At 70.9% G+C, this 17,354-nt stretch carries 18 protein-coding genes; 12 read left to right on the top strand and 6 right to left on the bottom strand.

Features of this window, described 5'->3' with window-relative positions; all coding sequences use genetic code 11:
• Positions 1–41: 41 nt before the first annotated feature.
• Positions 42–1,688 carry a phospho-sugar mutase gene (locus OHA73_RS26900; protein ID WP_327656336.1) on the top strand — a complete coding sequence of 549 codons (1,647 nt, stop codon included), beginning with the start codon at positions 42–44 and terminating at the stop codon, positions 1,686–1,688.
• 124 nt (positions 1,689–1,812) lie between these two features.
• Here OHA73_RS26900 and OHA73_RS26895 read toward each other — a convergent pair whose 3' ends face one another.
• Positions 1,813–2,433, bottom strand: a complete 621-nt coding sequence (locus tag OHA73_RS26895) for a PH domain-containing protein (RefSeq protein ID WP_327656335.1) — start codon at positions 2,431–2,433, stop codon at positions 1,813–1,815.
• Between the two features lie 210 nt (positions 2,434–2,643).
• On the opposite strand from OHA73_RS26895, the gene deoC reads away from it, so the two are divergent.
• The 3 genes from deoC to OHA73_RS26880 are packed head-to-tail and all read left to right on the top strand — an operon-like array spanning position 2,644 to position 5,929.
• Positions 2,644–3,597, top strand: coding sequence for a deoxyribose-phosphate aldolase (deoC, locus tag OHA73_RS26890; protein WP_267069430.1), 954 nt, complete (start codon positions 2,644–2,646; stop codon positions 3,595–3,597).
• 6 nt (positions 3,598–3,603) lie between these two features.
• Positions 3,604–5,040 (top strand): aldehyde dehydrogenase family protein, encoded by a 1,437-nt coding sequence (locus OHA73_RS26885; protein WP_266713424.1) that lies wholly within the window; start codon positions 3,604–3,606, stop codon positions 5,038–5,040.
• Positions 5,033–5,929, top strand: a complete 897-nt coding sequence (locus OHA73_RS26880; RefSeq protein WP_327656334.1) for an aldehyde dehydrogenase family protein — start codon at positions 5,033–5,035, stop codon at positions 5,927–5,929. The genes OHA73_RS26885 and OHA73_RS26880 overlap by 8 nt, the downstream gene beginning before the upstream one ends.
• A gap of 129 nt (positions 5,930–6,058) precedes the next feature.
• Here OHA73_RS26880 and OHA73_RS26875 read toward each other — a convergent pair whose 3' ends face one another.
• Entirely contained in the window at positions 6,059–6,475 is a 417-nt protein-coding gene (locus tag OHA73_RS26875; RefSeq protein ID WP_266713420.1) for a hypothetical protein, read from the bottom strand.
• Between the two features lie 125 nt (positions 6,476–6,600).
• On the opposite strand from OHA73_RS26875, the gene OHA73_RS26870 reads away from it, so the two are divergent.
• On the top strand, positions 6,601–7,233 hold the full coding sequence (locus OHA73_RS26870; protein ID WP_266713418.1) for an ATP-binding protein: 633 nt from the start codon (positions 6,601–6,603) through the stop codon (positions 7,231–7,233).
• A 189-nt stretch (positions 7,234–7,422) separates the two neighbouring features.
• On the opposite strand, the gene OHA73_RS26865 is transcribed toward OHA73_RS26870, so the two are convergent.
• Positions 7,423–8,187 carry a SigE family RNA polymerase sigma factor gene (locus tag OHA73_RS26865; RefSeq protein WP_266713416.1) on the bottom strand — a complete coding sequence of 255 codons (765 nt, stop codon included), beginning with the start codon at positions 8,185–8,187 and terminating at the stop codon, positions 7,423–7,425.
• 264 nt (positions 8,188–8,451) lie between these two features.
• Here OHA73_RS26865 and afsQ1 point away from each other — a divergent pair, with 264 nt between their 5' ends.
• From afsQ1 to OHA73_RS26840, 5 genes are all read left to right on the top strand, one after another.
• Positions 8,452–9,129, top strand: coding sequence for a two-component system response regulator AfsQ1 (gene afsQ1 / locus OHA73_RS26860; protein ID WP_013001223.1), 678 nt, complete (start codon positions 8,452–8,454; stop codon positions 9,127–9,129).
• Complete coding sequence (locus OHA73_RS26855) at positions 9,126–10,715, top strand: sensor histidine kinase (RefSeq protein ID WP_266713412.1); 1,590 nt, start codon at positions 9,126–9,128, stop codon at positions 10,713–10,715. The genes afsQ1 and OHA73_RS26855 overlap by 4 nt, the downstream gene beginning before the upstream one ends.
• Positions 10,712–11,314 (top strand): hypothetical protein, encoded by a 603-nt coding sequence (locus tag OHA73_RS26850; RefSeq protein ID WP_266713410.1) that lies wholly within the window; start codon positions 10,712–10,714, stop codon positions 11,312–11,314. The genes OHA73_RS26855 and OHA73_RS26850 overlap by 4 nt, the downstream gene beginning before the upstream one ends.
• A 54-nt stretch (positions 11,315–11,368) precedes the next feature.
• A complete protein-coding gene (locus tag OHA73_RS26845; protein ID WP_267069434.1) occupies positions 11,369–11,911 on the top strand; it encodes a VanZ family protein in 543 nt (180 codons plus the stop codon).
• A gap of 87 nt (positions 11,912–11,998) precedes the next feature.
• A complete protein-coding gene (locus tag OHA73_RS26840) occupies positions 11,999–12,199 on the top strand; it encodes a PspC domain-containing protein (RefSeq protein WP_266713406.1) in 201 nt (66 codons plus the stop codon).
• A 78-nt stretch (positions 12,200–12,277) separates the two neighbouring features.
• On the opposite strand, the gene OHA73_RS26835 is transcribed toward OHA73_RS26840, so the two are convergent.
• On the bottom strand, positions 12,278–12,604 hold the full coding sequence (locus OHA73_RS26835; RefSeq protein WP_266713404.1) for an ATP-binding protein: 327 nt from the start codon (positions 12,602–12,604) through the stop codon (positions 12,278–12,280).
• Positions 12,605–12,751: 147 nt separating this feature from the next.
• Positions 12,752–13,918 (bottom strand): adenosine deaminase, encoded by a 1,167-nt coding sequence (locus tag OHA73_RS26830; protein WP_266713402.1) that lies wholly within the window; start codon positions 13,916–13,918, stop codon positions 12,752–12,754.
• A gap of 150 nt (positions 13,919–14,068) precedes the next feature.
• Here OHA73_RS26830 and OHA73_RS26825 point away from each other — a divergent pair, with 150 nt between their 5' ends.
• Positions 14,069–14,821 (top strand): alpha/beta hydrolase, encoded by a 753-nt coding sequence (locus tag OHA73_RS26825; RefSeq protein WP_266713400.1) that lies wholly within the window; start codon positions 14,069–14,071, stop codon positions 14,819–14,821.
• Positions 14,822–14,895: 74 nt separating this feature from the next.
• On the opposite strand, the gene OHA73_RS26820 is transcribed toward OHA73_RS26825, so the two are convergent.
• Positions 14,896–15,873, bottom strand: coding sequence for a LysR family transcriptional regulator (locus tag OHA73_RS26820; RefSeq protein ID WP_266713398.1), 978 nt, complete (start codon positions 15,871–15,873; stop codon positions 14,896–14,898).
• 63 nt (positions 15,874–15,936) lie between these two features.
• On the opposite strand from OHA73_RS26820, the gene OHA73_RS26815 reads away from it, so the two are divergent.
• A complete protein-coding gene (locus tag OHA73_RS26815) occupies positions 15,937–17,253 on the top strand; it encodes an MFS transporter (RefSeq protein ID WP_327656333.1) in 1,317 nt (438 codons plus the stop codon).
• Positions 17,254–17,354 lie beyond the last annotated feature (101 nt).

Below are 17,354 nucleotides of genomic sequence, written 5' to 3'. Positions count from 1 at the left end.
GGGACCGTCGTCGTATCCGTACGTCCGAAGGAATGCGAACCGTGACCGTATCTGGCAGCGAACTGCTCGACCGGGCGAAGACCTGGCTGGCGGAGGACCCGGACCCGGAGACCCGCGAGGAGCTGGCCAAGCTCATCGAGGCCGGGGATCTGGAGTCGATCGGCGAGCGCTTCTCCGGAAGGCTGCAGTTCGGCACGGCCGGGCTGCGCGGCGAGCTGGGCGCGGGCCCGATGCGGATGAACCGCGCGGTGGTCATCCGCGCGGCCGCGGGCCTGGCGGCGTATCTGAAGGCGAAGGGCCAGACGGACGGTCCGGTCGTCATCGGCTACGACGCGCGGCACAAGTCGGCGGACTTCGCGCGCGACACGGCGGCGGTGATGGTGGGGGCCGGGCTGCGCGCCGCGGTCCTCCCCCGCCCGCTGCCCACCCCCGTGCTCGCCTTCGCCATACGGCACCTGGGCGCGGTCGCGGGCGTCGAGGTCACGGCCTCGCACAACCCGCCGCGCGACAACGGCTACAAGGTGTACCTCGGCGACGGCTCGCAGATCGTGCCGCCGGCGGACGCGGAGATCGCGGCGGAGATCGACGCGGTGGCGTCGCTGGACGACGTGCCGCGTGCGGAGAGCGGTTGGGAGACGCTGGGCGACGACGTCCTGAACGCCTACCTGGCACGCACGGACGCGGTCCTGGCTCCGGGCTCCGCCCGCTCGGCCCGCACCGTCTACACGGCGATGCACGGCGTCGGCAAGGACACGCTCCTCGCCGCCTTCGCCCGCGCGGGCTTCCCCGAGCCGGTCCTCGTGCCCGAACAGGCCGAGCCCGACCCGGACTTCCCCACGGTCGCGTTCCCGAACCCGGAGGAGCCGGGGGCGATGGACCTGTCCTTCGCGACGGCCCGCGCGCAGGGTGAGACCCCGGACCTGATCATCGCCAACGACCCGGACGCGGACCGCTGCGCGGTGGCCGTGCCCGACGGCGGTGAGTGGCGGATGCTGCGCGGCGACGAGGTCGGCGCACTGCTGGCGGCGCACCTCGTGAAGCGGGGCGTGACCGGTGTCCTCGCCGAGTCGATCGTGTCGTCCTCGCTGCTCGGCCGGATCGCCGAGGCGGCGGGACTCCCGTACGAGGAGACGCTGACCGGCTTCAAGTGGATCGCCCGCGTCGAGGGCCTGCGCTACGGCTACGAGGAGGCGCTCGGCTACTGCGTCGACCCCGAGGGCGTGCGCGACAAGGACGGCATCACGGCCGCGCTGCTCGTCACCGAGCTGGCGAGCGAGCTGAAGTCCCAGGGCCGTACGCTCCTGGACGCGCTCGACGACCTGGCTCTCGCGCACGGGCTGCACGCCACGGACCAGTTGAGCGTCCGGGTGGAGGACCTGTCGGTCATCGCGGACGCGATGCGCCGGCTCCGGGAGACTCCGCCGGTGGAGCTGGCGGGGCTCGCGGTGACCCGCGCGGACGATCTCGCCGAAGGGTCGGGAGGGCTGCCGCCCACGGACGGGTTGCGGTACACGCTCGACGGGGCGCGGGTCGTGGTGCGGCCGTCGGGGACCGAGCCGAAGCTGAAGTGTTATTTGGAGGTCGTGGTGGCGGTCGGGGGTCGGGACGCGTTGCCCGCGGCCCGGGTCACCGCGACGGAACGCCTCGCGGCGATCAAGCGGGACCTTGCGGGGGCGGCGGGTATCTAGCTCGGCGTAGGCCGGGGTTGCGGCCGCGGGGCTCCGCCCCGGACCCCGCGGGCTCTCGCCCAAAGGCGGGGCTTAAAAGATCGGGGCTCCGCCCCGGACCCCGCGCCTCAAACGCCGGCGGGGCTCAAATGGCGAGGAGTACGACGAGGAGTACCGCGCCCACGAGTGCGGGAGCGATGATCTCGTACGCCCAGCGGACCTTGGTGGCGCCCTGCGTCGTCTCGGCCTCGGCATGCGCCTCGTGGAGTTCGCGCAGTTCGTCCATGGCCTGGTCGCCGGTCGAGCGCTGCTCGGTCACCGGCAGGCCGCTGGCTCCGGTGGCCGTGCGGCCCCCCTTGGCGGCGCGCATCTGCTGGCGCTGCACCTTGCGCCGGCCGCGCAGCGACACCGGGATGGACCAGAGCTGGTACTTGGTGCCCGCCTCGTCGACGACCTCGTTCGAGTACCCGGACTTGAAGCCCGAGACCGCGGACCACGGCAGCGAGACGTCACGGAACGGGTTGCGCAGGCGCAGCCGCTCCTCGTTACCGAAGACGGCCGGCCTGATGGTGAACGCCACGACGAGCGGCACCACGAACAGCAGCCCGGCCAGCACCGTCCACGGCGTCCGCCCGTCCCCGTACGCCACGGCGTCGCCGCCCATCCAGGCCCCGATCAGGATCAGCACGACACCACCGGCGATACCGGCGGGAGACCGATAGATCCGGTCACGTGCCTGCGGGGGCGTGGTCTGGCTGCTCGTCATGGCTCGATTGTGCCCGACCCGTCAATAGCCGCATCCATCAGCTGGGCAAGCAAGCGGCCCGCGAATCAAGGGGCTGGGCAAAATCAAGCCCCGCCGGCGATTGAGGCGCGGGGTCCGGGGCGGAGCCCCGAGTCCGCAACCACGGCACCCGGAACCGTAAACCCCGACCTGTACAGCCGCTACGCGCGTAGATATGCTCCCCTCGTGACCATGCCCAGTTCTGCACCCGCACCCGCTCTCAGCGACGCCACCGCGTCCGACAGCACGCTGCGCCGCTTCCTGCACGGGTTGCCCGGCGTCGACGCGGTCGGCCTGGAGGCGCGCGCCGCTTCGCTCGGGACCCGTTCCATCAAGACCACGGCGAAGGCGTACGCCATCGACCTGGCCATCTCGATGATCGACCTGACGACCCTCGAAGGCTCCGACACCCCGGGCAAGGTCCGGGCCCTCGGCGCGAAGGCGGTCAACCCGGACCCCACCGACCGCACGACTCCCCGCACCGCGGCGGTCTGCGTCTACCCCGACATGGTGGCCACCGCGAAGGCCGCCGTCGCCGGTACGGACGTCAAGGTCGCCTCCGTGGCCACCGCCTTCCCGGCGGGCCGCGCCGCCCTCGACGTGAAGCTCGGGGACGTACGCGAGGCCGTGGCGGCCGGGGCGGACGAGATCGACATGGTCATCGATCGCGGCGCCTTCCTCGCGGGCAACTACATGAAGGTCTACGAGGAGATCCGCGCGGTCAAGGAGGCCTCCGGCGCCGCCCGCCTGAAGGTCATCTTCGAGACCGGCGAGCTCTCGACGTACGACAACATCCGGCGCGCGAGCTGGATCGGCATGCTGGCCGGGGCCGACTTCATCAAGACGTCGACGGGCAAGGTCGGCGTCAACGCCACCCCCGCCAACACCCTCCTCATGCTCGAAGCCGTACGCGACTTCCGCGCCACCACCGGGGTACAGGTCGGCGTGAAGCCCGCGGGCGGCATCCGCACCTCCAAGGACGCCATCAAGTTCCTGGTCATCGTGAACGAGACCGCGGGCGAGGACTGGCTCGACAACCACTGGTTCCGCTTCGGCGCCTCCAGCCTCCTGAACGACCTGCTGATGCAGCGTCAGAAGCTGGCCACAGGACGCTACTCCGGTCCCGACTACGTGACGGTGGACTGATCACCCATGGCATCTGCATTTGAGTACGCTCCGGCGCCCGAGTCCCGCTCGGTCGTCGACATCGCACCCTCCTACGGCCTGTTCATCGACGGCGAGTTCACCGACGCCGCCGACGGCAAGGTCTTCAAGACCGTCTCCCCCGCCACCGAGGAGGTTCTCTCCGAGGTCGCGCAGGCCGGTGAGGCCGACGTCGAGCGCGCCGTGAAGGCGGCCCGCAAGGCCTTCGAGAAGTGGTCGGCGCTGCCCGGCGCCGAGCGGGGCAAGTACCTCTTCCGTATCGCGCGCATCATCCAGGAGCGCAGCCGCGAGCTGGCCGTCCTCGAGACGCTCGACAACGGCAAGCCGATCAAGGAGACGCGCGACGCGGACCTCCCCCTGGTCGCCGCGCACTTCTTCTACTACGCGGGCTGGGCGGACAAGCTCGACCACGCGGGATTCGGGCCGAACCCGAAGGCGCTCGGCGTCGCGGGCCAGGTCATCCCCTGGAACTTCCCGCTCCTGATGCTCGCGTGGAAGATCGCCCCGGCGCTCGCGACCGGCAACACGGTCGTCCTGAAGCCCGCCGAGACGACCCCGCTCTCCGCCCTCTTCTTCGCGGACATCTGCCGCCAGGCGGGCCTACCGAAGGGCGTCGTCAACATCCTTCCCGGGTACGGCGATTCGGGCGCGGCGCTCGTCGCCCACCCCGACGTGAACAAGGTGGCCTTCACCGGCTCCACGGCCGTCGGCAAGGAGATCGCCCGCACCGTCGCCGGTACGGACAAGAAGGTGACGCTCGAACTCGGCGGCAAGGGCGCGAACATCGTCTTCGACGACGCCCCCATCGACCAGGCCGTCGAGGGCATCGTCACGGGCATCTTCTTCAACCAGGGCCAGGTCTGCTGCGCAGGCAGCCGCCTCCTCGTCCAGGAGTCGATCCAGGACGAACTGCTCGACTCGCTGAAGCGCCGCCTGTCGACCCTCCGCCTCGGCGACCCGCTCGACAAGAACACGGACATCGGCGCCATCAACTCCGCGGAGCAGCTGGCCCGGATCACCGCGCTCACCGAGCAGGGCGAGGCCGAGGGCGCCGAGCGCTGGTCGGCGCCCTGTGAACTCCCGTCCTCCGGCTACTGGTTCGCGCCGACGCTCTTCACGAACGTCACGCAGGCGCACACCATCGCCCGCGACGAGATCTTCGGCCCGGTCCTGTCCGTGCTCAGCTTCCGCACGCCGGACGAGGCCGTCGCCAAGGCCAACAACTCGCAGTACGGGCTCTCGGCCGGCATCTGGACGGAGAAGGGCTCGCGCATCCTCGCGGTCGCGAACAAGCTCCGCGCCGGGGTCGTCTGGGCCAACACGTTCAACAAGTTCGACCCGACCTCGCCCTTCGGCGGCTACAAGGAGTCGGGCTTCGGCCGCGAGGGTGGCCGTCACGGTCTGGAGGCCTACCTCGATGTCTGAGCCCAACCGTCTGAGCGTCTTCAAGACCTACAAGCTGTACGTCGGCGGGAAGTTCCCGCGTTCCGAGAGCGGCCGGGTGTACGAAGTGACCGATGGCAAGAGCGGCGAGTGGCTGGCCAACGCGCCGCTCTCCTCCCGCAAGGACGCCCGTGACGCCGTGGTCGCCGCCCGCAAGGCGTTCGGCGGCTGGCAGGGCGCGACGGCGTACAACCGCGGTCAGGTCCTGTACCGCGTCGCCGAGATGCTGGAGGGCCGCCGCGAGCAGTTCGTGCGCGAGGTCTCCGAGGCAGAGGGCATCGGCAAGTCGAAGGCCGGGGCCGTCGTGGACGCCGCGATCGACCGCTGGGTCTGGTACGCGGGCTGGACCGACAAGATCGGCCAGGTCGTCGGCGGGGCGAACCCCGTCGCGGGCCCGTTCTTCAACCTCTCCACGCCCGAACCGACCGGCGTCGTGGCGGCCCTGGCACCCCAGGACTCGTCCTTCCTCGGCCTGATCTCGGTGATCGCCCCGGTCATCGCGACCGGCAGCACGGTCGTCGTGATCACGAGCGAGAAGTCCCCGCTGCCGGCGCTCTCCCTCGGCGAGGTGCTCGCGACCTCGGACGTGCCGGGCGGCGTCGTGAACATCCTGTCCGGCAAGGCGTCGGAGATCGCGCCTTCGCTCGCCGCGCACCAGGACGTGAACGGGATCGATCTGACGGGCGCCGACCCCGAGTTGGCGAAGCAGCTCGAGATCGCGGCCGCCGACAATCTGAAGCGCGTGCGTCGTCCACAGCCTGTGGAGGACTTCACGGCGGACCCGGGCACGGACCGCCTGACGCACTTCCTGGAAACCAAGACGGTCTGGCACCCGACGGGTTCGCTGGGCGCGTCCGGCTCCGCGTACTGAGCACCAACGCGAAAGGCCCGGCTCCTCCACTCCACGAGGAGCCGGGCCTTTCAAGCCGGTCCGGCACATCAAGCCCCGCTTTTGGACGAGAGCCCGCGGGGTCCGGGGCAGAGCCCCGCGACGTAGGACTCAGCCTGGCAGCACACCCGTCACGGGACCCACCACGGGCAGCTCCTCCAGCGACGCACCGGAAGCCACCGGCCCGGTGACTGCCGCCGTGCTGACCGGCACGAAGTCCGCGACCTGCGTGCCGACCGAGTTGTCCAGCGGGTCGACTCCCGTCCCGGCCAGCGGGTCCAGCGGCAGCTTCTTCAGCGTGCCGAGCCCGTTCGCCGTGGCCGAGTTGAGCGCCGTCGAGACGCCGTCGGCCGCCGCGTCGACGTTGGAGTCGCCGGTCGCCGACTGCGGCAGCGGGATCGGCGCCGCGCTCGCCGAGGCGACGCCGCCGCCCGCGACGACCGCACCGGCCGCGGTCACGGTGAGTCCTACGCGCATCAGGGTGCGCCGCACGGAGGACGAGGATGTCTGTTCTGCGTGTCGTGCCATGGTGTTCCGCCCGAAACCTTTCGCCTGTGTAATCATGTAGATACACAGGGTAGTTGGCGTGGTGCGTGCCACAACGGCACCACGCGGGGAGGCGGCGCGGTCGTCATGCCTCACACTGGTGTCTCGTGAGTTCGCATCCTCCGATACCGACACGGGTCGTCCTGCTCTCCGGCCCCTCGGGCTCCGGCAAGTCCTCCTTCGCGGCCCGCTCCGGGCTGCCCGTCCTGTGCCTCGACGACTTCTACAAGGAGGCCGGGGACCCCACGCTGCCGCTGGTGCCGGGCACTTCGGACATCGACTGGGACTCGCCGCTCTCCTGGGACGCCGAGGTCGCGGTCGCCGCGATCGTGGCGCTCTGTGCGAAGGGTCGGACGAGCGTTCCCGTCTACGACATCTCCTCCAGCTCGCGTGTGGGCGAGGAGACGCTGGACATCGAGCGCACGCCGCTGTTCATCGCCGAGGGCATCTTCGCGGCGGACATCGTGGAGCGCTGCCGGGAGGTGGGGGTGCTCGCCGATGCGCTGTGCCTGCGCGGGCGTCCGTCGACGACGTTCCGTCGCCGGCTGCTGCGTGACCTCAAGGAGGGGCGCAAGTCGGTGCCGTTCCTGCTGCGGCGTGGCTGGCGCCTGATGCGGACGGAGCGGTCCATCGTGGCTCGGCAGGTGGCGCTCGGCGCGCACGCCTGTGGCAAGGAGGAGGCGTTGGGCCGCGTGGCGGCGGCCGCCGCGGGGCGTTGCGTGAAGGCGCGCGCCGCGTAGCCAATCAAGCCCCTGCGGCGCTTGAGCAGCGGGGTCCGGGGCAGAGCCCCGAGTCCGCAACCACGGCGGGCCGGACACACGGAACGGGACCGGAAAGACCCCCCGGCCTTCCGGTCCCGCCCACTCCCCCCTACTGCTCCCCCGTACCGGAACCCCGCTCCCCCGAACAGGGCCCCGTTCCCCCGGCCTTCAGGCGACGAGCTCGCCGAAGGACTCCTCCTGGTCACGGCCGAAGCTCAGCACCTCGTCCTCGCGCAGTCGCCGCAGCGAGCGCCAGATGCTGGACTTCACCGTGCCCACGCTGATGTCGAGGATGTCCGCGATCTCCGGGTCCGTGCGGCCCTCGTAGTAACGAAGGACCAGCATGGTGCGCTGGAGTTCGGGCAGCCGGGCCAGCGCCTGCCACAGGACCGCGCGCAGCTCGGTGCCGCGCATCGCGTCCGTGTCGCCGGCCGTCTCCGGCAGCTCCTCGGTCGGGTACTCGTTCAGCTTGCGGCGGCGCCACGCGCTGATGTGCAGGTTCGTCATGGTGCGGCGGAGGTAGCCCCCGACCGCCGCCTTGTCGCTGATGCGGTCCCAGGCCCGGTACGTCGAGAACAGTGCGCTCTGCAGCAGGTCCTCGGCCTCGAAACGGTCACCGGTCAGGTGGTAGGCGGTTGCGTACAGGGAGGCGCGGCGATCCTGGACGTAGGCCGTGAACTCGGCCTCCGACAAGGACGTCCTGCGCTGCTCCCCCGAGTCCTCCCTGTACGCGGCTCCCCCGTGACCCCCCTCGGTCACTGTTTCCCGCGTGTCAACCACCGTCATGATCCCGGTGTGCTGACGCCCGGCGCCGCGAGCGCACCCCCGCCCGCTCACGGCACCGGACTTCTCGTGACGCTCGGAAACCACTCGGCCCATGTCGTGCAGACGCGTGACAACCGCGCTTGAGGTGGTGCTGTGCAGCGTGTTCATCTCGCGCCCCCCGTCGTGGAGTACCGAATACTTCTGCGTCGTCGTCGCGATCGTTCTTCGCGATGACCAAAAGCTTGCCGGGTCGACTTCATGACGGTGTCCGTCGACTGTCACAGGCCTGTCACAGCGGCTCCCGTAATAGGGAGCAGGCGTGGAGGAACCGGCCCCGACGGGACTCCGCCGGGGCTCTCCCGGGCCTCTTCCCCGCACCTGAAGGGCACACTCGGTCGAACTGAAGGCCCCTGATGGGCCAGAATGGCGCTTGTGCCTTCCCTGTTGCTGATCGAGGACGACGACGCCATCCGTACGGCCCTGGAGCTGTCACTTACGCGCCAGGGCCACCGGGTCGCCACCGCTGCCACCGGAGAGGACGGTCTGAAGCTGCTGCGCGAGCAGCGGCCCGATCTGATCGTCCTCGATGTGATGCTGCCCGGCATCGACGGTTTCGAGGTGTGCCGGCGCATCCGGCGCACCGACCAACTGCCGATCATCCTGCTGACCGCGCGCAGCGACGACATCGACGTCGTGGTGGGCCTGGAGTCCGGTGCCGACGACTATGTCGTGAAGCCGGTACAGGGGCGCGTGCTCGACGCGCGGATCCGCGCGGTGCTGCGGCGCGGCGAGCGGGAGGCCAACGATGCCGCGACGTTCGGCTCGTTGGTGATCGACCGTGCCGCGATGACGGTGACGAAGAACGGCGAGGACCTGCAACTGACGCCCACCGAGCTGCGCTTGCTGCTCGAGCTGAGCCGGCGGCCCGGACAGGCGCTGTCCCGGCAGCAGTTGCTGCGCCTGGTGTGGGAGCACGACTACCTCGGTGACTCGCGGCTCGTCGACGCGTGTGTGCAGCGGCTGCGCGCGAAGGTCGAGGACGTGCCGTCGTCGCCGACCCTGATCCGTACGGTGCGCGGGGTGGGCTACCGGCTGGACACGCCTCAGTGACGAAACCGCACGACAAGCTCCGGGGCGCTGCGGCGGCCAAGAAGACTCTCCTCGCCGGCCTGCGCTTCACCAGCCTGCGGCTGCGCCTGGTCGTCGTGTTCGCGCTCGTGGCGCTGACGGCCGCGGTGTCCGCGTCGGGGATCGCGTACTGGCTCAATCGTGAGGCCGTGCTCACGCGCACGCAGGACTCCGCTCTCAGCGACTTCAAGCAGGAGATGCAGAACCGGGCGGCGGCGCTGCCCAAGCAGCCCACGCAGGGCGAGTTGCAGCACGCGGCGAACCTGATGGCGGGCAGCAGCCAGCACTTCAGCGTGATGCTCATGGCGAAGGACGAGGACGGCCGCCGGGTCGTGGGCAATTCCGACCTGGACGCCTTCACCGTGGCCGACGTGCCGAAGTCGCTGCGGGACGCGGTCACCAAGAAGCAGCCGATCGACGGCGGCGACAAGCACGCGTACCACCTGTACTGGCAGCGGATCACGCAGGACGACACCCCGTACCTGGTCGGCGGCGCCACCGTGGACGACGGGCCGACGGGCTACATGCTCAAGTCCCTGGAGCCTGAGGCGAAGGACATGGGTTCGCTCGCCTGGTCCCTCGGCATCGCCACCGCGCTCGCCCTCGTCGGCTCCGCACTGCTCGCGCAGGCGGCCGCGACGACGGTGCTGAAGCCCGTGCACCGCCTGGGGGTCGCCGCGCGCCGGCTCGGCGAGGGCAAGCTCGACACCCGGCTGCGCGTCTCCGGCACGGACGAACTCGCGGAGCTCTCCCGTACGTTCAACAAGACGGCGGAGAACCTGGAGAAGAAGGTCGCGGACATGAGCTCCCGCGACGAGTCCTCGCGCCGCTTCGTCGCCGACATGTCGCACGAGCTGCGCACGCCGCTGACCGCGATCACCGCGGTGACGGAGGTCCTGGAGGAGGAGCTCGACGCCGAGACCGGCTCGGTCGACCCCATGATCGAACCGGCCGTGCGTCTCGTGGTCAGCGAGACCCGGCGCCTGAACGACCTGGTCGAGAACCTGATGGAGGTCACCCGCTTCGACGCGGGCAGCGCCAAGCTCGTCCTCGACGACGTGGAACTCGCCGACCAGATCACCGCCTGCATCGACGCCCGCGCCTGGCTGGACGCCGTCGAACTCGACGCCGAGCGCGGCATCTCGGCCCGCCTCGACCCGCGCCGCCTCGACGTGATCCTCGCGAACCTGATCGGCAACGCGCTCAAGCACGGCGGGTCCCCCGTGCGCGTCTCGGTGCGGGTGGAGTCGCACGGACGCCACGGCGAGGGCTCGGAGGTCGTCATCTCCGTACGCGACCACGGTCCGGGCATCCCCGATGACGTCCTGCCGCACGTCTTCGACCGCTTCTTCAAGGCGAGCGCCTCGCGGCCCCGCTCGGAGGGCAGCGGCCTCGGCCTCTCCATCGCCATGGAGAACGCGCGTATCCACGGCGGCCGGATCAGTGCCGCCAACTCCCCCGAAGGGGGAGCCGTGTTCACGCTGCACCTGCCGCGGGACGCGGAGTCCCTGGCGTCCGCCTCGGAGGAGGACGCCAGGGAAGCGCGGGAAGGCGGTGCCGCGACGTGACGCGCCGGGTACGCCCATGGGTCCTCGTCGGCCTCGCCTCGCTCCTGCTCACCGGGTGCGGGATCCGTCCCACGGAGGTGCCGACCGACTTCGGCGCCGCGCCCACGCGCGTGGGCTGCTCCCTGTCGGGCTCGGACAAGGTGGAGGCGCAGGCGGGCGGCGAGTTCCCGGTGCAGGTCTATCTGGTCTGTACGTCGCAGCTGGTCACGGTCGACCGGACCATCACGCTGGAGCGCGGCCAGTCGTCCGACCGTGTCATGGTGGCCCGGGAGCTCCTGGCGCAGCTGGCGGCGACTCCCTCCAGCGAGGAGAAGACGGCCGGCTACACGACGGACGTACGCTCCGTCCTCAAGGTCTCGGGCCCGCGCGAGGGCGACCCCGCGGACGCGCTGCGCCTGAACGCGCCGCCGGCCGATCTGTCCCCCTACGCCCTGGCCCAGGTCATCTGCACGTTCGCGAACAGCGAGGTCACGGCGGAGGACGACGAGCACGTGGTCCTCGGCGGCCCGGACGACGCCGCGCCCCGCGAATACACCTGCTCGGAGGCGCTGAAGGCCCGCCCGGGCCTGATCCCGGCCCCGACGAGAACTCTGAACTGACGAAGGCCCGACCTCGGCGGAACCGATCCTCCCGCGCCCGGCGTCTAGGGGTGCGTGCAGCGCCATCGCTCGGGCGGCCAAAGGGCCGCCGTCCGTTTCCGTGCGGCAGGGATCGCCCTACTCGCCGCGCATCTCCTATTCGTTGCCTGGTTCACGCTGCGCCCCCTGGACGTGCCCTGGGTCAGCGCGGCGAACCTGCACCCCTTGGCCGGCATCCGCTCCGACCTCGCGCTCGGCTGGCGTGAGGCGGCAGTGCGGCTCGGCGAGGGCCTGGTGCTGCTCGCCCCGCTCGGCGTGCTCCTGCCCGTCGCGGGCGGCCGGCTTTACGTTTCGCTGTGGGGTTCGCTTGTGCGCACGGTCGCGATGGCCGCACTGATCTCGCTCGGCATCGAACTGCTGCAGACCGGTGTGCCGGGCCAGGTCGTGGACATCGACTCGCTGCTCCTGAACACGGTGGGCGTCGCGCTCACCTATCTCCTCGTCGTGCCCACCCTGCGCTCCCGGCTCCGCCGCAGGGTCGAGCTCGATCCCCTCCCCCCGCAGGAGCCGGCTCAGGGTCCGACCCCGACGATTTCCAGGGTCGGCATAGCCCCGTGAGCTGACGTTTAAGCCCCTCCGTCGCCGTACATTCGAAGACGTAAGCACCACACATCGAAGACATACGGTTCGCGAAGGAGCCCAACCATGACCGCCCTTGCCCGCCCCACCAACGGACGGATGATCGGCGGAGTGTGCGCAGCGCTGGCACGGCGCTTCGGCACCTCCGCGGCCACGATGCGCGTGATCTTCCTGGTCTCGTGCCTGCTGCCGGGCCCGCAGTTCCTGCTCTACATCGCGCTGTGGATCATGTTCCCGAGTGAGAACAAGGTCCGCCAGGCCTGGTGACGTCCGTTCGCACCCACGCCGAAGGGGCGCGCCCGCGTGATCGCGGGTGCGCCCCTTCGGCTCGTGCGGTGGGTCGGGTCAGCTGAGGCCACCGACCGGCAGGCCGCCGAGCAGGCCGGAGACCGGGTCGCCGTCGACCGGCAGGGCGCCCTTCGCGGCCTGGTCCACGACGGGCGTGGCCGTGCTCAGGCCGTTGGCCACCGCACCCTGACCGGCGGCCAGGGACTCGGCGCCGGCGGGCAGCGTCGACGCCACGTCCTGCAGCGGGAGGGCGGAGGTCACGGATCCGACGGTGTCGGCCGCGTCGGGGACGGCCGGGGCAGCGTTCGCGGCACCGGCACCGGCGGCGGCGAAAGCGGCTCCGAGAGCGGCGACACCGAGGGTCTTGGCAGCAGAATGCTTCATTGTGAAATGCGTCCTCTTGACGATGACGGGGGAATGAGCGGTCCACGACCGTAAACATTCCTTCGCTGCGCCCGCAAACAGCGAACCGCCGGGAAACGCGGCCGCGAACAACTGTTCCCGACCGCGCCAACGTCCCCCGAAAAGGCCCTACTCGACGACAGAACCGCTGGTGGAAGCGGTCTGACGGAACAGCCATTCGGATTTCAACTCGGCATATCCGGGCTTGATCACGTCATTGATCATCGCCAGTCGTTCATCGAAAGGAATGAATGCTGACTTCATCGCATTGACGGAAAACCACTGCATGTCGTCGAGCGTGTAGTCGAATGCGTCGACCAGGTGCTCGAACTCGCGACTCATCGACGTACCGGACATGAGCCGGTTGTCCGTGTTGACCGTCGCCCTGAAGTGCAGCTTTCGCAGCAGCCCGATGGGGTGCTCCCCGTAGGAACTCGCGGCACCGGTCTGCAGGTTCGACGAGGGGCACAGCTCCAGCGGGATCCGCTTGTCGCGCACGTACGAGGCGAGGCGGCCCAGCTGTACGCTGCCGTCGTCCTCCACCTTGATGTCGTCGATGATGCGCACACCGTGCCCGAGCCGGTCCGCACCGCACCACTGGAGGGCCTGCCAGATGGACGGCAGCCCGAAGGCCTCGCCCGCGTGGATCGTGAAGTGGTTGTTCTCCCGCTTGAGGTACTCGAAGGCGTCGAGGTGGCGGGTGGGCGGGAAGCCGGCCTCCGCGCCCGCGATGTCGAAGCCGACGACACCCAAGTCGCGGTAGCGGTTGGCCAGTTCGGCGATCTCCAGCGCGCGGGCCGCGTGCCGCATCGCGGTGAGGAGCGCGCCCACGCGGATGCGGTGGCCGTTCTCCTTCGCGCGCCGCTCGCCCTCCCTGAAGCCCTCGTTGACCGCCTCGACGACCTCTTCGAGGGTGAGCCCCTGTTCCAGGTGCTGCTCGGGGGCGTAGCGGATCTCGGCGTAGACGACGCCGTCCTCGGCGAGGTCCTCGGCGCACTCGGCGGCGACCCGGAACAGCGCCTCGCGCGTCTGCATGACGGCACAGGTGTGGCTGAACGTCTCCAAGTACCGCTCCAGGGAACCGGAGTCGGCCGCTTCACGGAACCAGACGCCGAGCTTGTCGGGGTCGGCCTCCGGCAGGTTCTCGTACCCCTGCTCGCGCGCCAGGTCGACGATCGTGCCGGGCCTCAGGCCGCCGTCGAGGTGGTCGTGCAGGAGCACCTTGGGCGCGCGACGGATCTGCTCGGCGGTCGGCACCCGGGGGCTGTTGGGGTTCGCGGTGATCGGGCTCGTCATTTCCGCACTCTAACTCCTACGCGCGTAGATCGCTGCGGTTCGTTGTCCGTTCGTTGCGATCGGTCACCAAGAACGCCGGCATGATCCGTCGATACGCAACAGTGACCCGTCGAGCGGCGTCGGGCGGCGGGCTTCTGACACTGTGCTGTCATGCAGCAGCGAGCGACGCAGGGCCGCGAGGCGCGGCTTGCCAGGGCGGCCGGGCCGGTGCCGGGAGCGGTGGGCGGTGTGGTGCTGCTGCTCCCCGCGGGCGAGGAGACGTCGACCCGCAGACCCTCGACGATGGACCGGGCGGCGCTGCGCCCGCTCGCCCGCCGCCTCACGCGCGCGGGGCGGGACGCGGGACTCGTCACGCATGTCGTGCAGTACCGGTGCCGCGGCTGGAACGAGACGCAGGCCGAACTCGCGCGCGACGCCCGGTGGGCCGCCGACGAGGTCGTGCGCCGCTACGGGGACGTACCGATCTGCCTCGCAGGCCTCGACATGGGCGGCCGCGCGGCACTGCACGCGGGCGGCCACGAGGCCGTCAACTCCGTGCTGGCGCTTGCCCCTTGGCTGCCGGAGGACGATGTGGCGGCGCCGCTCGAACCGGTCAAGCAGCTCGCGGGCCGCCGGGTCCTCATCGTGCACGGCACCGACGACCGGCGCACGGACCCGGAGTTGTCCTTCCGGCTCGCGGGCCGCGCGAAGAAGGCGAACCGCGACGTGTGCCGGTTCGAGGTGCACTCGGACGGGCACAACCTGGCGCAGCACCGCTTCGAAGTCGCCTCCCTGGCGGTCGACTTCGTGCTGGGCACGCTGTTCGGGACGCCGTTCTCGCGTCCGCTCCAGGACGCGTTCGCGGCGCCGCCGCCGTTGGGGTTGCGGATGCCGTTGGCGGCGGGGTTCGGGCGAACGCTCTGAGTGTGGGCCCGGGCCGGGGTTGCGGGGCTCTGCCCCGGACCCCGCGCCTCAATCGCCGGCGGGGCTGGAAATGCTCAGTCGTCGGCAGGGCTTGATGTGTGCTCCGGGAGGAGCTTGCCCCTACGGGACAGCAGGAATCGCTTGAAGGCCGCTACGGGAGGGGTGTCCGGGTGGCCGTCCAGCCACGCGACGCCGATCTCCCGTACGGCCCGCTGCCCGGTGACCGCCAGCTCCACAACTCCCGGGCGCGGCACGGTCGGTGGCGGCAGGAGCGCGACCCCGAGCCCCGCCGCGACGAAGCCGCGCAGCGTCTCCGCCTCCTCGCCCTCGAACGCGATCCGCGGCGTGAACCCGGCCTCGGCGCACAGGTCGTCGCAGATGCGGCGCAGCCCGTAGCCCGGTTCGAGGGTGACGAAGGTTTCCTCCGCGGCCTCCTGAAGGCGGATGCGCTTGCGGGAGGCGAGGCGGTGGTGGTCCGGGACGACGAGGCGCAGGCGCTGCTCGTCGAGGCGGCGCGCGACCAGGCCCGGCGCGTCCGGGACGGGCGAGGTGAGGCACAGGTCGAGCTCGCCCGCGCGCAGCCGCTCCAGCATCGCTTCTCCGTAGTTCTGCACGAGGCTGAAGCGGATGCGGGGATGCTCGGCGCGGAAGGCGCGGATCAGGCCGGGCACGGTCTCCGTACCCATGGTGTGCAGGAAGCCGAAGGCGACCTTGCCGGACTCCGGGTCGGCGTCGGCGCGCACCGACTCGACCGCCTTCTCGATCTCGCCGAGCGCGCGCTCCACCGAGCCGAGGAACGTACGTCCTGCGGGCGTGAGCGACACCGTGCGGCCGTGGCGGGCGAACAGTTCGACGCCCAGGTCCCGTTCGAGGCGGACCAGGGCACGGGAGAGTGTGGACTGCGGCACGTTCATCTCCTGCGCCGCGCGCGTGACGTGCTCGGTGCGGGCGGCCCCGGCGAAGTGGGCGAGGCGCGGGGCGAGGAGCGTCACGATGTCTTCCGTGTCACTCATCCCGGACAAGCGCGGCCCCGACCTCTGCTCATGCTGCATGGGAACGATTATGGCCTCTTCATGCATTGGACGCATGAACGCAGGTGAGCCTACGTTCAGGGCATGTCACCTGCCAGTAGCCCGGCGGCCGTCTCCACCGACGCGGTCGCCACCTCTGCCGCCCCCGCTCCTCTTGACGACGACGCCGCGAACACCGACACCCGGTTGACGCCCGGCGGCCCCGGCTACCGCCGGATGAGCTTCGCCCTGTTCCTCGCCGGAGTCGCCACCTTCGCGCTCCTCTACTCGACACAGGCCCTGCTGCCCCTCATCTCCGACGGCTACGGCGCGAGCGCGAGCGCGGCGGCCTGGACGGTGTCCGCGTCGACCTTCGCGCTCGCGGTGTGCGTGCTGCCGCTGAGCGCGCTGTCCGAGCGGTTCGGGCGGCGCACGGTGATGACCGCCTCGCTGACGGTGGCGGTCGCGGTGGGGCTCCTGGTCCCCTTCGCGCCCTCGCTCGGCGCGCTGATCACGTTGCGCGCGCTGCAGGGCGCAGCCCTCGCGGGGCTGCCCGCGTCCGCGATGGCGTATCTCGCGGAGGAGGTACGGCCGAAGGCGCTGGTCGCGGCCATCGGACTGTTCGTCGCAGGCAACTCCATCGGTGGCATGAGCGGCCGGATCATCGGCGGCTGGATCGCGCAGGCCTGGGGCTGGCGGGTGGCCGTCGGGGTGATCGGTGTGATCGCGGTGGCGTGCGCCGTCGCGTTCCGGATGCTGCTGCCGGCGCCGCGCCACTTCACGCCGGGCTCACTGCGCCCGCGCGCCCTTGCCGCCACGGTCGGCAACCACCTCGCGAACCCGCTGCTGCGCCGCCTGTACCTGATCGGCGCGCTGTTCATGATGGTGTTCGGCGGGGTCTACACGGTGATCGGCTACCGGCTGTCGGCGGCTCCTTTCTCCCTTCCGCAGGGTGTGGTCGGGTCCATCTTCATCGTCTATCTGGTGGGGACCGCCTCCTCGGCCGCGGCGGGGCGGCTCGTCACGCGGCTCGGCCGGCGCGGCACGCTGTACCTGGCGGCGGGCACGACGATGGCGGGGCTGCTGCTGGCCCTCGTGCCGAACATCGTCCTCGTGCTGCTCGGGCTCGTGCTGATCACGGCGGGCTTCTTCGCTGGCCACGCGACGGCCTCGTCGTCCGTCAGCCACACCGCGACGCACGGCCGGGCGCAGGCCTCCGCGCTCTACCAGACCATGTACTACGTCGGGTCCAGCGTCGGCTCGGCCGTCGGCGCCGTCGCCTTCCACGCGGCGGGCTGGTCGGGGACCGTGGGCCTCGGGTTCCTCGCGGTGCTCGGGGTCGTGGCGATCACGGTGTGGGGCACGTACGCGGCCCGGTCCGCGCGGCAGCGGACGGGCGGCGGCGCGATCGCGGCGCACTGACACCTGCCGTGGCGCACTGACACCTGCCGTGGCTGCCCGCACACGCGCGGCGACCTGAACAACTGCCTCCGGCGTTCCGATATCGGCCTCTTGACCTGGGC

This window comes from Streptomyces sp. NBC_00483, assembly GCF_036013745.1.
Classification (GTDB): domain Bacteria; phylum Actinomycetota; class Actinomycetes; order Streptomycetales; family Streptomycetaceae; genus Streptomyces.
The sequence above is the reverse complement of the archived record's forward strand: the minus strand, read 5'-3'. Positions and strand labels throughout refer to the sequence as shown.

What these genes read in the sequence shown, in the direction of transcription:
- OHA73_RS26895 (WP_327656335.1), bottom strand. Translation starts at nt 2,433, where the DNA reads ATGACGAGCAGCCAGACCACGCCCCCGCAGGCACGTGACCGGATCTAT.
- deoC (WP_267069430.1), top strand. Translation starts at nt 2,644, where the DNA reads ATGCCCAGTTCTGCACCCGCACCCGCTCTCAGCGACGCCACCGCGTCC.
- OHA73_RS26885 (WP_266713424.1), top strand. Translation starts at nt 3,604, where the DNA reads ATGGCATCTGCATTTGAGTACGCTCCGGCGCCCGAGTCCCGCTCGGTC.
- OHA73_RS26880 (WP_327656334.1), top strand. Translation starts at nt 5,033, where the DNA reads ATGTCTGAGCCCAACCGTCTGAGCGTCTTCAAGACCTACAAGCTGTAC.
- OHA73_RS26875 (WP_266713420.1), bottom strand. Translation starts at nt 6,475, where the DNA reads ATGGCACGACACGCAGAACAGACATCCTCGTCCTCCGTGCGGCGCACC.
- OHA73_RS26865 (WP_266713416.1), bottom strand. Translation starts at nt 8,187, where the DNA reads ATGAACACGCTGCACAGCACCACCTCAAGCGCGGTTGTCACGCGTCTG.
- OHA73_RS26840 (WP_266713406.1), top strand. Translation starts at nt 11,999, where the DNA reads ATGACCGCCCTTGCCCGCCCCACCAACGGACGGATGATCGGCGGAGTG.
- OHA73_RS26835 (WP_266713404.1), bottom strand. Translation starts at nt 12,604, where the DNA reads ATGAAGCATTCTGCTGCCAAGACCCTCGGTGTCGCCGCTCTCGGAGCC.
- OHA73_RS26830 (WP_266713402.1), bottom strand. Translation starts at nt 13,918, where the DNA reads ATGACGAGCCCGATCACCGCGAACCCCAACAGCCCCCGGGTGCCGACC.
- OHA73_RS26825 (WP_266713400.1), top strand. Translation starts at nt 14,069, where the DNA reads ATGCAGCAGCGAGCGACGCAGGGCCGCGAGGCGCGGCTTGCCAGGGCG.
- OHA73_RS26820 (WP_266713398.1), bottom strand. Translation starts at nt 15,873, where the DNA reads ATGCAGCATGAGCAGAGGTCGGGGCCGCGCTTGTCCGGGATGAGTGAC.
- OHA73_RS26815 (WP_327656333.1), top strand. Translation starts at nt 15,937, where the DNA reads ATGTCACCTGCCAGTAGCCCGGCGGCCGTCTCCACCGACGCGGTCGCC.